13 protein-coding genes and 1 tRNA gene are annotated in these 14,133 nt (G+C 67.3%); 2 read left to right on the top strand and 12 right to left on the bottom strand.

Translation table 11 applies throughout. The annotated features are described in order from the left end of the window. Window positions 1-58 precede the first annotated feature (58 nt). From rpoB to AB0L37_RS34735, 10 genes are all read right to left on the bottom strand, one after another. Window positions 59-3,544 (bottom strand): DNA-directed RNA polymerase subunit beta, encoded by a 3,486-nt coding sequence (rpoB, locus tag AB0L37_RS34780; RefSeq protein ID WP_365514854.1) that lies wholly within the window; start codon window positions 3,542-3,544, stop codon window positions 59-61. A gap of 567 nt (window positions 3,545-4,111) precedes the next feature. Continuing rightward, window positions 4,112-4,501 (bottom strand): 50S ribosomal protein L7/L12, encoded by a 390-nt coding sequence (gene rplL, locus AB0L37_RS34775; RefSeq protein WP_365514851.1) that lies wholly within the window; start codon window positions 4,499-4,501, stop codon window positions 4,112-4,114. A 110-nt stretch (window positions 4,502-4,611) separates the two neighbouring features. Further along, entirely contained in the window at window positions 4,612-5,142 is a 531-nt protein-coding gene (gene rplJ, locus AB0L37_RS34770) for a 50S ribosomal protein L10 (RefSeq protein WP_365514847.1), read from the bottom strand. Between the two features lie 265 nt (window positions 5,143-5,407). Continuing rightward, on the bottom strand, window positions 5,408-6,196 hold the full coding sequence (locus AB0L37_RS34765) for a hypothetical protein (protein ID WP_365514844.1): 789 nt from the start codon (window positions 6,194-6,196) through the stop codon (window positions 5,408-5,410). Between the two features lie 213 nt (window positions 6,197-6,409). Further along, a complete protein-coding gene (locus AB0L37_RS34760; RefSeq protein WP_365514841.1) occupies window positions 6,410-7,099 on the bottom strand; it encodes a hypothetical protein in 690 nt (229 codons plus the stop codon). Window positions 7,100-7,224: 125 nt separating this feature from the next. Continuing rightward, complete coding sequence (gene rplA, locus AB0L37_RS34755) at window positions 7,225-7,956, bottom strand: 50S ribosomal protein L1 (protein ID WP_365514839.1); 732 nt, start codon at window positions 7,954-7,956, stop codon at window positions 7,225-7,227. 77 nt (window positions 7,957-8,033) lie between these two features. Continuing rightward, entirely contained in the window at window positions 8,034-8,468 is a 435-nt protein-coding gene (gene rplK / locus AB0L37_RS34750) for a 50S ribosomal protein L11 (RefSeq protein ID WP_016645192.1), read from the bottom strand. A 167-nt stretch (window positions 8,469-8,635) separates the two neighbouring features. Continuing rightward, a complete protein-coding gene (nusG, locus tag AB0L37_RS34745; RefSeq protein WP_365514836.1) occupies window positions 8,636-9,496 on the bottom strand; it encodes a transcription termination/antitermination protein NusG in 861 nt (286 codons plus the stop codon). 77 nt (window positions 9,497-9,573) lie between these two features. Further along, entirely contained in the window at window positions 9,574-9,861 is a 288-nt protein-coding gene (secE, locus tag AB0L37_RS34740) for a preprotein translocase subunit SecE (RefSeq protein WP_365514833.1), read from the bottom strand. Window positions 9,862-9,969: 108 nt separating this feature from the next. Continuing rightward, a tRNA-Trp gene (locus AB0L37_RS34735) sits at window positions 9,970-10,042 on the bottom strand. A 213-nt stretch (window positions 10,043-10,255) separates the two neighbouring features. On the opposite strand from AB0L37_RS34735, the gene AB0L37_RS34730 reads away from it, so the two are divergent. Both AB0L37_RS34730 and AB0L37_RS34725 read left to right on the top strand, forming a co-directional pair. Continuing rightward, window positions 10,256-11,503 (top strand): pyridoxal phosphate-dependent aminotransferase, encoded by a 1,248-nt coding sequence (locus AB0L37_RS34730; protein ID WP_338697328.1) that lies wholly within the window; start codon window positions 10,256-10,258, stop codon window positions 11,501-11,503. Window positions 11,504-11,630: 127 nt separating this feature from the next. Next, window positions 11,631-12,656, top strand: coding sequence for an adenosine deaminase (locus AB0L37_RS34725; RefSeq protein WP_365514829.1), 1,026 nt, complete (start codon window positions 11,631-11,633; stop codon window positions 12,654-12,656). Here the strand turns inward: AB0L37_RS34725 and AB0L37_RS34720 are convergent, their stop codons facing one another. Beyond that, the gene (locus AB0L37_RS34720; protein ID WP_365514826.1) at window positions 12,657-13,421 is read right to left on the bottom strand and encodes a thioredoxin domain-containing protein; all 765 of its coding nucleotides are present in this window, start codon (window positions 13,419-13,421) and stop codon (window positions 12,657-12,659) included. 30 nt (window positions 13,422-13,451) lie between these two features. After that, a complete protein-coding gene (locus tag AB0L37_RS34715) occupies window positions 13,452-14,057 on the bottom strand; it encodes a TetR/AcrR family transcriptional regulator (RefSeq protein ID WP_365514823.1) in 606 nt (201 codons plus the stop codon). Window positions 14,058-14,133 lie beyond the last annotated feature (76 nt).

The raw sequence follows: 14,133 nt of genomic DNA, 5'->3' as shown, positions 1-14,133 counted from the left end.
AACGGGGGTCTGGGGGCCGGCCGGGGGGCTCATGAAGAGCCCCCCGGCCTGACTCCCGTCAGACCTCTTCGACGCTGCTCGGCTCGCGCCGGGACAGGTCGATGCCGAGCTCCTCCGCCGCGCGGAAGACGTCCTCGTCGGTGTCGCGCATCTCGATGGACATGCCGTCCGAGGACAGCACCTCCACGTTGAGGCACAGGGACTGCATTTCCTTGATGAGCACCTTGAAGGACTCAGGGATGCCCGGCTCGGGGATGTTCTCGCCCTTGACGATGGCCTCGTAGACCTTCACGCGGCCGGTGACGTCATCGGACTTGATGGTCAGCAGCTCCTGGAGGGCGTAAGCGGCGCCGTACGCCTCCAGCGCCCACACCTCCATCTCACCGAAGCGCTGGCCACCGAACTGGGCCTTACCACCCAGCGGCTGCTGGGTGATCATCGAGTACGGACCGGTCGAACGGGCGTGGAGCTTGTCGTCGACCAGGTGGTGCAGCTTGAGGATGTACATGTACCCGACCGAGATCGGGTCCGGGAACGGCTCGCCGGAGCGGCCGTCGAACAGCCGGGCCTTGCCGGACGGGAGGACCAGACGGTCACCGTCGCGGTTCGGCAGGGTGTGCTCGAACAGGCCCGCGAGCTCGTCCTCACGCGCACCGTCGAAGACGGGGGTGGCGACGTTGGTGCCCGGGGCGACCTGGTCGGCCTCGATGGCCTGCAGACGCTGAGCCCACTCGTCCGCGAGCCCGGAGACGTCCCAGCCGCGGCTGGCGAGCCAGCCGAGGTGGATCTCCAGGACCTGTCCCGGGTTCATTCGGGACGGGACACCCAGCGGGTTGAGGATGATGTCGACCGGGGTGCCGTCCTCCAGGAACGGCATGTCCTCGATCGGGTTGATCTTCGAGATGACGCCCTTGTTGCCGTGACGGCCGGCGAGCTTGTCACCATCGGTGATCTTGCGCTTCTGCGCCACGTAGACACGAACCAGCTGGTTCACGCCCGGCGGCAGCTCGTCGCCCTCTTCACGGTCGAAGACGCGGACGCCGATGACCTTGCCGATCTCACCGTGCGGCACCTTCAGCGACGTGTCGCGCACCTCGCGCGCCTTCTCACCGAAGATCGCGCGGAGCAGGCGCTCCTCCGGCGTCAGCTCGGTCTCGCCCTTGGGCGTGACCTTGCCGACGAGGATGTCGCCGGCGACGACCTCGGCACCGATACGGATGATGCCGCGCTCGTCGAGGTCGGCGAGGACCTCCTCGGAGACGTTCGGGATGTCCCGGGTGATCTCCTCCGGGCCGAGCTTGGTGTCACGGGCGTCGACCTCGTGCTCCTCGATGTGGATCGAGGAGAGGACGTCGTCCTGCACGAGGCGCTGCGACAGGATGATCGCGTCCTCGTAGTTGTGACCCTCCCACGGCATGAACGCCACGAGCAGGTTCTTGCCGAGCGCCATCTCGCCGTTCTCGGTCGCGGGACCGTCGGCCAGGACCTGGCCCTCGATCACGCGGGCACCCTCGTCCACGACAACCTTCTGGTTGACGGACGTGCCCTGGTTCGAGCGGGAGAACTTGTGCAGGCGGTACGTGGTGTACGTGCCGTCGTCGTTGGCGGTGGTGATGTAGTCCGCGGAGACCTCCTGGACCACACCGTCCTTCTCGGCCTTGAGCACGTCGCCGGCGTCGACGGCGCAGCGGTACTCCATGCCGGTGCCGACGAGCGGCGCCTCGGACTTAATGAGCGGCACGGCCTGACGCATCATGTTCGCGCCCATGAGGGCACGGTTGGCGTCGTCGTGCTCGAGGAACGGGATCATGGCGGTCGCGACCGACACCATCTGGCGCGGCGAGACGTCCATGTAGTCGACGTCGTCACCGGGGATGTAGTCGATCTCGCCGCCACGACGGCGGACGAGAACGCGGGCCTCGGTGAAGCGCATGTCGTCGGAGAGCGTCGCGTTCGCCTGGGCGATCACGAAGCGGTCTTCCTCGTCGGCCGTCAGGTAGTCGACCTCGTCGGTGACGACACCCTCGACGACCTTGCGGTACGGCGTCTCGATGAAACCGAACGGGTTGATCCGTCCGTACGAGGCGAGCGAACCGATCAGACCGATGTTCGGGCCTTCAGGGGTCTCGATGGGGCACATGCGGCCGTAGTGCGAGGGGTGAACGTCTCGCACCTCGAAGCCGGCCCGCTCACGGGAGAGACCACCCGGGCCGAGGGCGTTCAGACGACGCTTGTGCGTCAGCCCCGACAGCGGGTTGTTCTGGTCCATGAACTGGGACAGCTGCGACGTACCGAAGAACTCCTTGATCGACGCCACCACGGGGCGGATGTTGATCAGGGTCTGCGGCGTGATCGCCTCGACGTCCTGGGTCGTCATGCGCTCACGCACGACGCGCTCCATACGAGCCAGACCCGTACGGACCTGGTTCTGGATGAGCTCGCCGACGTTACGGATACGGCGGTTGCCGAAGTGGTCGATGTCGTCGGTCTCGACGACGATCTCCCGGCCCGACTCGCCGACCGTCTCGGTCTCACCGGCGTGCAGCTTGACCAGGTACTTGATGGTCGCGATGACGTCGTCGGTGGTGAGCACGCCGGCGTCCAGCGGCTCGTCGGCGCCGAGCTTCTTGTTCACCTTGTAGCGGCCGACCTTCGCGAGGTCGTAGCGCTTCGGGTTGAAGTAGAGGTTCTCGAGCAGCGTCTGAGCAGCCTCACGCGTGGGCGGCTCGCCCGGGCGCAGCTTGCGGTAGATGTCGAGCAGCGCGTCGTCCTGGCCCTGGGTGTGGTCCTTCTCCAGGGTGGCGCGCATGGACTCGTACTGGCCGAACTCCTCGAGGATCTGCTCGGTCGTCCAACCGAGAGCCTTCAGGAGAACGGTGACGGACTGCTTGCGCTTGCGGTCGATGCGCACACCGACCATGTCGCGCTTGTCGATCTCCATCTCGAGCCAGGCACCCCGGGACGGGATGATCTTGGCGGAGAAGATGTCCTTGTCGGACGTCTTGTCGATGGAGGAGTCGAAGTAGACACCGGGGGAACGGACGAGCTGCGACACGACGACACGCTCGGTGCCGTTGATGACGAAGGTGCCCTTGTTGGTCATGAGCGGGAAGTCGCCCATGAAGACCGTCTGGGACTTGATCTCGCCGGTCTCGTTGTTGGTGAACTCGGCGGTGACGAAGAGCGGAGCGGCGTACGTGAAGTCGCGGTCCTTGCACTCGTCGATCGAGTTCTTCGGGGGCTCGAAACGGTGGTCGCGGAACGTCAGCGACATCGACCCGGAGAAGTCCTCGATCGGGGAGATCTCCTCGAAGATCTCCTCCAGACCGGACTTGGTGGGGACGTCCTGACCCGACTCCAGAGCCGCCTCGACCCGACTCTGCCAAGCCGTGTTGCCGAGCAGCCAGTCAAAGCTCTCGGTCTGCAGGGCGAGCAGGTTGGGAACCTCGAGGGGCTCCTTGATCTTTGCAAAGGAGATGCGCAGCGGGGCGGTGCTGGCGCCGTTGTTCGTATTCGCGGTCGAGGCGTTGCGCGAGGCGGCCAAGAGGGGGTCCTTCCGAGGGCTCGGACTCACTACGCGCGTACCGGTCCCAAGCCAGGCAGAGAGACGGAAAAGCCCAGGTCAGGGTCGATTCAGTCCACTGTGCTCAAGCGAGGGCATGCCCCTGGTGACGGGCAGGGAGCAGCTAACAGGCAGCGCAAAGGGACAGTGTAGCCAGAAGGCCCACTGATGTCCAGTGCGGGTTTTTTGACACCCTCGTTGTTCTCATCCGTTCACTGTCTGCGGCATGCCCTGCGCGCTGAGCGCACATCCTTACTGCCCTCTTCGCCGTCGATCCATGCCTCGGATCCGGATCGTTGTGACGACGCGTCCTGAGAATTGCGCGCTGCGTGCGGTTCGTCAAGGCCCCCTCGTGACCGAACAGAGGTGGCGCCAGGCACAACGAAGATCACCATACTCTTCGCGACCAGCAGTGCAAGGCACCCTCGGCCTGCGAGCCAGACAACGCCGAAGGGCGACCACCCAGTTGGGTGATCGCCCTTCGGTACCTCGGCGTTACAGCTCCCGGGGGAGCAGTTTCACCGAAGAGGAGTCAGCAGACTCGCGAGGTCACTTGACCTCGACGGAGGCGCCGGCGGCCTTGAGGGACTCGGCAGCCTTCTCAGCGGCCTCCTTGGCGACCTTCTCGAGGACCGGCTTCGGGGTGCCGTCGACGAGGTCCTTGGCCTCCTTGAGGCCCAGGGAGGTGAGCTCGCGCACGACCTTGATGACCTGGATCTTCTTCTCGCCGGCACCCGTGAGGATGACGTCGAACTCGTCCTGCTCCTCGGCGGCCTCAGCGGCACCGGCGCCACCAGCGGCACCCGGGGCGGCAACGGCGACGGCCGCGGCGGCGGTGACGTCGAACTTCTCCTCGAAGGCCTTCACGAACTCGGAGAGCTCGATGAGGGTCATCTCCTCGAACTGGGCGAGCAGGTCTTCCTGGCTGAGCTTCGCCATGATGGGCGATCCTTCCACTAAATCGGCTGGTGCCGGTTGTCCATGTAGGCGGGCGTACTGTCGGCCCGCTTCGACCGTCGCCTCAGGCGGCGGTCAATGTGCGAGCCGAATTACTCGGCACCGCCCTGCTCGGCCTGCTTGGCACGAAGCGCCTCCGCGGTGCGGACGAACTTCGACGGGAGCGCCTGGAAGAGCTGAGCAGCCTGGGACTGCTTGCCCTTGAACGCACCGGCCAGCTTGCTGAGCAGAACCTCGCGGGACTCGAGGTCCGCAAGCTTCTTGATCTCGTCGGCGGACAGCGCCTTGCCGTCAAGGACACCGCCCTTGATGACGAGGTTCGGGTTGTCCTTGGCGAAGTCACGAAGACCCTTCGCCGACTCCACCGGGTCACCGGTGACGAAGGCAACCGCCGTCGGACCGTTGAACAGGTCGTCGAGCGTGGTGATCCCGGCCTCGTTGGCCGCGATCTTGGTCAGCGTGTTCTTCACCACGGCGTACTCGGAGTTCTCACCGAGCGAACGGCGCAGCTGCTTGAGCTGGGCCACGGTGAGACCCCGGTACTCGGTCAGCACGGCGGCGTTCGAGCTGCGGAACTTGTCCGTGAGCTCGGCTACCGCGGCAGCCTTGTCGGGCGTCGGCATAGAGCGTCGGCCTCCTTCCGGGTGATGAGGACCGCTCGCAAGGAGGCTGGGAAAACGAAAACGCCCCGGCGCAGGCGCACGGGGCGTGAGCTCAACCAGGAATCTTGACGAATCCCAGGAGCACTTCCACGGTCACCTGCGCGGGTCGTCCGCAATTCAGCGGATCCTTCGGCCACCGAACCCTCTTGCGAGCGAACGGCGACGACCAGCGGTCTTTGGCTTCTGTGGAAGGTTACGTGAAGGCGGGCGTGTCAAGCAAATCCGGTCAGACGCCGCTGCCCGCGCCCTCGCCGAGCTCCGCGAGCATGTCCATCAGATCGAAGGTCTGGCTCGCCGGCGGGACGTCGACCTTCACCGCGGCGCCGTAGTCCGAGAACTTCTCCGAGATGTCCACGGCACCCTGGGCGCTGTCCATCGTGACGTCGAGGCGGACCGGCAGGTCGTCCTCGTTGACCCACAGCTCGGTGTCGTAGTCCTTGATGCCGGCCTTCTTGACGTTCTTCAGCAGTTGGCTGCGCTCGGACTCGCCGAGCACCTTCAGGGAGTCGTTCGACTTCATCATCTCGTCGACCGTGAGCTTGCCCTTGTAGTGCTGCGTCTTGACGCCGTCGACCGTGGCGGAGCCGATGTGCTTCAGGTTCGGGGAGTCGAGCAGGACCGCGATCTGCTGGGCCGGGTCCTGGTTCATGCTGTCCAGGCTGCCGGTCATCTGCCGGGTGAGCTTCTCGTCGCCGGACTGCTTCGCGAGGGCGCCGAGGTCCATCTTCATCCAGCGCTTGCCGTCCATGTCCTTGGCCGCGGCCGCGCCCATGTCCATGTACATCACGTCGTCCTGCCAGACCATGCGGATGTTCTCCGGGGCGTCCGGATCGCCGGCCGTGAGCGCGGATCCCGTCATCGTCATATCCATGACGGTGGGATCCCAGCCCATGGTCCCGGACATCTTCATGGTGCCGCCGCCACCGAGCGCCGCGGGCGACTTCATCGTCATCTCGACCTTGGCGGACTTGGCCTCCGCGGTCTTCTCGTACGCGGCCGTGAGGGCCTGGGTCACCTGGGAACGGGACTGTGTGCCCGAGGACGCCTTCTGCCCGCTCCCCTTGTCCACTCCGCCATCGCAGGCGACGGCTCCGGCACACAGGAACGCGGTCGCGGCGGCAGCGACCGCCACACGTCGTACGACAACAGCCATATCAATCCCACCCCTTGGAACACGCGTACTGATTTCACCGTATAGGACGCCTCCGACAGCGGGTCGGTTCGACTGTTATCCGCCGCTCGCGACGTCCGAGAAGGCGACGGTGTCGTGCGCGGGCGGGCGCTCGGCCGCCGCCTCGGCCCCGTAATCGCTGTAGCGCACGGTGCTGGTGAAGTCGCCCGCGCGCTGGGTGCGCTGCACCAGGAGGTGGCGTGAGTCGATCCACACATCGAGGTGCTGCTTGCCGTAGGTGCCCCGGTAGTGCGTGGTCAGGACCCCGCGGACGGTCTCCCGGCCCACCCGGCGCAGGTCCTTCGCCGCGCCGAGGGCCTTGAGGGAGTCGGCCGGCGTGAGGTCGCTGTGCGCGTCGTACGGGTAGCGGATCCAGTGCCTGCCGCCCTGGAGGGACGCGAAGGCGTCGGTCATACGGGTGTAGTAGGCGTCGGGCAGGAAGCGCGTCTGCGACGGGTCGCCGCCCAACTTGCGGGTGGTGGCGGCCAGTTCGCCGCCGGTGACGCGGACCGTGAGGGTGCCTTCGACCCCGTCGGACCAGGCGAGCGTGCCCGTGCTGCGCGAGGTGAGGCCGCGGCCGGTGTCCGTCGTCGCGTCGACGCGGGCCGAGTCCGCCGCGGCGACGTGCCGGTGAGCCGCGCGCAGCGCCTCCGCCGCAGCCGGGTCCGCGCCGCTCCCGCCGGAAGCCCCGCAGCCCACGAGCAGTGCGCCCACCGCGGCCAGAACCGCGCCTCGTACGTACCTCATGCGCTCCCCCGGTCGGTCACGGCGACGCTAGCGCAGCTCCGTACGGGGAAGGGCGGGAAAAGAGGAACGGGCCCCGCACCTCGGAAGGTGCGGGGCCCGTCGCCGACTTCAGCGAGCTATGCAGCTCAGACCGCGGCCGGGTCCTCCTCGGTGAGGAGGTTGCGGGTGCGGTTCGGGTCGACCGGAATGCCGGGGCCCATCGTGGTGGTGATGGCGGCCTTCTTGATGTAGCGACCCTTGGCGGCGGACGGCTTCAGGCGGAGGATCTCCTCCAGGGCCGCGCCGTAGTTCTCCACCAGCTTGGTGTCGTCGAAGGACGCCTTGCCGATGATGAAGTGCAGGTTCGAGTGCTTGTCGACGCGGAACTCGATCTTGCCACCCTTGATCTCGTTCACGGCCTTGGCCACGTCCGGGGTCACGGTGCCGGTCTTCGGGTTCGGCATGAGGCCACGCGGACCGAGCACGCGGCCGAGGCGGCCGACCTTGCCCATGAGGTCCGGGGTGGCGACGACGGCGTCGAACTCGTTCAGGCGGTTGCCCTTGGAGATCTCGTCGATGAGCTCGTCGGAGCCGACGATGTCGGCGCCAGCGGCTTCCGCGGCCGCAGCACGGTCACCGGTCGCGAAGACCAGGACCCGGGCGGTCTTGCCGGTGCCGTGCGGGAGGTTCACGGTGCCACGGACCATCTGGTCGGCCTTGCGCGGGTCAACACCCAGGCGGAAGGCGACCTCGACGGTGCCGTCGAACTTCGACGTGGAGGTCTCCTTGGCGAGACGGACGGCCTCGAGCGGGGCGTAGAGCTTGTCCGCTTCGATCTTGGCGTCCGCAGCGCGGAGAGACTTGCTGCGCTTGCTCACTACTGCTCCTGTGTGTTCTGAGGAGTCGTGGTCCGGGCCGAGCAGGCCCTGCCACGGTGGTACCTACGGGGTGGGTGTCAGCCCTCGACCGTGATGCCCATGGAACGGGCGGTGCCGGCGATGATCTTGGACGCGGCGTCCAGGTCATTGGCGTTGAGGTCGGGCATCTTGGTCGTGGCGATCTCGCGGACCTGCGCCTCGGTGATCTTGGCGACCTTGGTCTTGTGCGGCTCGCCCGAGCCCTTCTCGACACCAGCGGCCTTGAGGATCATCTTCGCGGCCGGCGGGGTCTTGGTGATGAAGGTGAAGGAGCGGTCTTCGTAGACCGTGATCTCCACCGGGATGACCCAACCGCGCTGCGACTCGGTCGCGGCGTTGTAGGCCTTGCAGAACTCCATGATGTTGACGCCGTGCTGGCCCAGCGCGGGGCCGACCGGCGGAGCCGGGTTGGCGGCACCGGCCTGGATCTGGAGCTTGATGAGCCCCGTGACCTTCTTCTTCTTGGGAGGCATAGCTCTCCGGGTCCTTTCAATCGGGTCCATGCCCACGAGACGGGACCAACCGGTCGCAGGCATACCGCACAACGATAACGGGTATAGATGCGCGGCTAAAAACCGAGCAGGTCAGGAGGGCTGTGAAAGCCCGCCTGACCTGGTCGGAAGCTCTTCCTGGAAGAACGTCAGTTCTTCTGGATCTGGTCGAAGCTGAGCTCGACCGGGGTCTCGCGGCCGAAGATCTCGACGAGGCCCTTGACCTTCTTCGAGTCGGCGTTGATCTCGTTGATCGTGGCCTGAAGCGTCGCGAACGGGCCGTCGGTGACGGTGACCGAGTCGCCGACCTCGAAGTCCAGGACCTCGACGGTGACCTTGCGGGCCGGAGCCGGCTTGCCCTCGGCCTCGGCGGCCTCGCGGGCGGCCTTCTCCTCGGCCTCCGGGGCGAGCATCTTGACGATCTCGTCCAGGGTCAGCGGGTACGGGTCGTAGGCGTTGCCCACGAAGCCGGTGACGCCGGGGGTGTTGCGGACGACGCCCCAGGACTCGTTCGTCAGATCCATGCGGACGAGAACGTAACCGGGCAGCTTGTTCTGCCGGACGTTCTTGCGCTCGCCGTTCTTGATCTGGACGATCTCCTCTTCGGGGACCTCGGCCTGGTAGATGAACTCCTCGACGTTCAGCGAGACGGCACGCTGTTCGAGGTTGGCCTTCACGCGCTTCTCGTAGCCCGCGTAGGTGTGGATGACGTACCACTCGCCGGGCAGGCCACGCAGCTCGTCGCGGAGCGCGGTGATCGGGTCGACCTGCGCCTGCTCCTCCTCGAGCGCCTCGATCTCGGCCTCGACGGCCTCGTCCTCGGCGTCGTCGACGGAGACGTCGGCGTCGTCGGTCTCGACTTCGAGAGCAGCCTCTTCGGCGGGCTCAGCAGCGATGTCGGCAGCTTCAGCCTGGTCCGGGTCCTCGGCATCCGCCGCCTCGACGATGTCGAGCTGGTCCTCCACGGACTCCGCCGACTCGATGGCGTCGTTCAGGTTCGGGTCAGACACGGTGGCTGCTTCTTCCTGGATACATGGGGTGGAACGCGCGAAAGGGGCGCCGGTGGACGGCGCCCTCCGCATTCGGTTTAACCGAAGACGTACTTGATGAGATGGCTGAAGCCATAGTCAATCACGGTCACGAGACCGATCATGATGACGACGAACACGATCACCACGGTGGTGTACGTCGAGAGCTGACTGCGAGTCGGCCAGACGACCTTGCGGAGTTCCGCGACGATCTGGCGGTAGAAGAGAGCGAGGCGGCCGAAGGGGCCCTTCTTGCCACGCTTGCCGCCCTTGCGGGCCTTCTTCTTGGACTCCGACACTTCGTCCTGGGCATCAGGCATGTCGATGGAGCCCACGGCGTCCGTCACGCGTCCTCACCTGATTCCGGGTCGTGGCCGTGCCGCGCCCGGTATGAGCCGCACGGCGGTGCAATGCAGTACGTACATGCGCACACATCCTGGCGAAGGAGTGTGTAGCAGGGCCGGAGGGACTTGAACCCCCAACCGCTGGTTTTGGAGACCAGTGCTCTACCAATTGAGCTACGACCCTTTGTTTCCCCCAACGTACCGCATCCACCCGGATGCACGGAGTGCGGTCGGAAGGAGCGGCCGGTGAAGGCCAACGAGCAGTGAGTGTACGTGGTCCGCGGCCCCCCGTCGAACGAATGGCGAGCGGAAGTGGATCAACAACGGATCGGCGGCGGATCCGATGGTCTTGGAAACCCGTGTGCCGGGCGGGTTTCCGGTCTGGAACGATGGGGTTATGAGCGCTGCAACTCCTTCCCCGTCCGCTGGTTCGTCTCCCACCGAGCGCCGGGTCTCCGCCCGCGTCGGCTCCATCTCCGAGTCCGCGACCCTCGCCGTCGACGCCAAGGCCAAGGCCCTCAAGGCCGCCGGGCGTCCGGTGATCGGCTTCGGCGCCGGTGAGCCCGACTTCCCGACGCCCGACTACGTGGTCGAGGCGGCCATCGAGGCCTGCAAGAACCCGAAGTTCCACCGCTACACGCCGGCCGGCGGTCTGCCCGAGCTGAAGGCCGCGATCGCCGCCAAGACGCTGCGCGACTCCGGCTACGAGGTCGACGCCTCGCAGGTTCTGGTGACCAACGGCGGCAAGCAGGCCATCTACGAGGCGTTCGCCGCGATCCTCGACCCGGGCGACGAGGTGATCGTCCCGGCGCCGTACTGGACGACGTACCCGGAGTCGATCCGCCTCGCGGGCGGTGTGCCGGTGGACGTGGTCGCCGACGAGACGACCGGGTACCGGGTCACCGTCGAGCAGTTGGAGGCCGCGCGCACGGAGCGTACGAAGGTCGTGCTCTTCGTCTCGCCGTCGAACCCGACGGGCGCCGTGTACAGCGAGGCCGAGGCCGAGGCGATCGGCCGCTGGGCCGTGGAGCACGGCCTGTGGGTCATGACGGACGAGATCTACGAGCACCTCGTCTACGGAGACGCGAAGTTCACGTCGCTGCCCGCGATCCTTCCGGAGCTGCGCGACAAGTGCATCGTCGTGAACGGTGTCGCGAAGACGTACGCGATGACCGGCTGGCGCGTGGGGTGGATCGTCGGCCCGAAGGACGTCGTGAAGGCCGCGACGAACCTCCAGTCGCACGCCACGTCGAACGTGTCGAACGTCGCGCAGGCGGCCGCGCTCGCCGCCGTGTCCGGCGACCTGACCGCCGTGGAGAAGATGCGCGAGGCCTTCGACCGGCGTCGCAAGACGATCGTGCGGATGCTCAACGAGATCGACGGCGTGCTGTGCCCCGAGCCCGAGGGCGCCTTCTACGCGTACCCGTCGGTGAAGGGGCTGCTCGGCAAGGAGATCCGCGGCAAGCGTCCGCAGGACTCCGTCGAGCTCGCCGCGCTCATCCTTGAGGAGGCCGAGGTCGCCGTGGTTCCGGGCGAGGCCTTCGGTACGCCGGGTTACCTGCGTCTTTCGTACGCGCTGGGCGACGAGGACCTGGTCGAGGGTGTCTCGCGCATCCAGAAGCTGCTGGCCGAGGCGCAGGACTGAACACCTCTGTAGTCGTCTGCTGAACGGGCCGCTTCCTTAAGGAAGCGGCCCGTTCCTTCGTTCGGGCAAGCGCTCGAAGGTGGAAAGGCGCTACCGGGACCCCTGGTGCGTACGGCAGGATCTTGGGATGGAGCGCGTAGTAGGACGTGACGTCCGCCAGTTGCCGAAGGCCCATCTGCATCTGCACTTCACCGGGTCGATGCGGCCCTCGACCCTGCTGGAACTCGCCGACAAGTACGGCGTGCGGCTGCCCGACGCGCTGACCGGGGCCGAGCCGCCGAAGCTGCGGGCCACGGACGAGCGGGGCTGGTTCCGGTTCCAGCGGCTCTACGACGCGGCGCGTTCCTGCCTGCGGGAGCCCGCGGACATCCAGCGTCTGGTGCGGGAGGCCGCCGAGGAGGACATCTCGGACGGGTCCGGGTGGCTGGAGATCCAGGTCGACCCGACGTCGTACGCGCCCCGGCTCGGCGGGCTCATCCCGGCCCTGGAGATCATCCTCGACGCCGTCGACAGCGCCTCGCGCGAGACCGGGCTGGGGATGCGCGTGCTCGTCGCCGCGAACCGCATGAAGCACCCGCTGGACGCCCGCACGCTGGCGCGTCTCGCGGTGCGGTACGCGGACCGGGGCATCGTCGGGTTCGGGCTCTCCAACGACGAACGCCGGGGCATGGCGCGGGACTTCGACCGCGCGTTCGCCATCGCGCGCGAAGCCGGCCTGCTCGCCGCGCCGCACGGGGGCGAGCTGGCCGGTCCCTCGTCCGTACGCGACTGCCTCGACGACCTGGACGCGCGGCGGATCGGGCACGGGGTGCGGGCCGCCGAGGACCCGCGGCTGCTGAAGCGGCTCGCGGACCGCGGCGTGACGTGCGAGGTCTGCCCGGCCTCGAACGTGGCGCTCGGCGTCTACGAGAAGCCCGAGGACGTCCCGCTGCGCACGCTGTTCGAGGCCGGGGTGCCGATGGCACTCGGCGCCGACGACCCGCTCCTGTTCGGCTCGCGGCTCGCCGCCCAGTACGAGATCGCGCGCCGCCACCACGACTTCTCGGACGCCGAACTGGCCGAGCTTGCACGGCAGTCCGTGCGCGGCTCGGCGGCGCCCGAGGACGTCAAGGAGAAGCTTCTGGGCGGCGTGGACGCGTGGCTGGCCGGCTGATCAGCCCGTCTCGTCCGGTGCGGGTGTGACGCCGGCGGCGAGCATGCGTACCGCCACCGGGAGCAGTTCGGCGTCGAACATGGCGCCCCACAGCTGATCGGGCACCAGGTCGCCGTTGACCGCGAAGCCCGGTGTGCCGGCCGCGCCGCCGTCGTCGAACGCCTTCTGGGACGCCTTGACGAAGGCGCCGTACTTCATGGTCCGCACCGCCGCGTCGAACTTCTTGCCGCGCAGGCCGTCGACCTGTGAGGCCGTTCTCAGCAGGAAGGCGTCCGTGTAGCCGTCGACGGCCTCTTCCGGCTGGTGGGCGAAGAGCAGTTCGTGGAGCTCGATGAACTTGCCCTGGTCGACGGCGGCCCGCAGCGCGTTGGCCGCCTTGCGCGATCCGCTGCCGCCCAGATGCCGCTGGTCGGAGAGGAAGGAGGCGAAGGTGTACTCGAGCCGGACCTCGCCCTTCAGGGCCAGCTTCTGGAGGGCCTCGCCGCCGCCCTCGCGCTCGAACTCCTGGCAGACCGGGCAGCGCATGTCTTCGTAGACGTGGACGACCGTGTCCGCGTCGGGCGAGCCGACCACGACGGTCGTGCCGTCGGCGGCCATCCGCTCGGGCAGTGCTCCGGCGGAGGTGTACGCCACCGCGTCGTGCGCGCGGGCCCCATTCTTGTCGTCGTCCTCGATCGGGCCGGACCGGCCGCATCCTGTCGCGAGTATCCCCACCAGTACCGTGCTCACCGCGGACACGGCGGCACGGCGTGCTCCTGCACGCATGAATGATCCCTCCCCTGGAACGGGGAGACCCTATGCGATGCCTGTGAGCAGTGTGTGGGCGATGTCCGCCGCGAACTCGTCCACCGGCTGCGGCGGTTTGCGGTCCGGGGACATCTCGTAGGCGAAGGCGCGCTGCGAGCACGCGCCCAGGAGGAGCGAAGCGGCCGCATACGTGTCCGCTTCGGCGCTGATGCGGCCCGACCTCTGTTCGGCCCGCAAGTAGGCGTCGAGCCCCTGGATCGGCTTGTGGGGGCCGCTGCCCAGCTCGCGCATCACCTCTTCGTGGCGGCGCTTGAGCTGGGGCTCCGCATACAGGGACGCGGCCATCGGGAACGTCTGCTCATAGAAGAGCGCCGCTTCGCGGGCGATGTCGGTCAGGTTCTCCTCGACCGTGCGGTCGGGGTTTCCCACGCCTTCCGTGAGCAGGCGGCCCAGGAGCGAACCCAGCTTCGGCAGGCGCTCGTTGAGCACCGTCACGAAGAGCTCTTCCTTGTTGGCGAAGTACTTGTAGAGCGCCGCTTCGGAGCAGTCCGCCGCCTTGGCGATGGCCTTGGTGGTGGTGCGGGCGAGACCGATGCTCAGCATGAGTTCGTGGGCCGCGTCGACGATGCGGACGCGGGCCGGCTTCTGGTCCATGCGGGCTCCAACCGAGCTTGACGCGGGGGTGAGTACTCACTCACTCTAAGGGTGAACGCAGGTGAGTGAACACTCA

It is taken from the genome of Streptomyces sp. NPDC052225 (genome assembly GCF_040679615.1).
Lineage (GTDB): Bacteria > Actinomycetota > Actinomycetes > Streptomycetales > Streptomycetaceae > Streptomyces.
The sequence above is the reverse complement of the archived record's forward strand: the minus strand, read 5'-3'. Positions and strand labels throughout refer to the sequence as shown.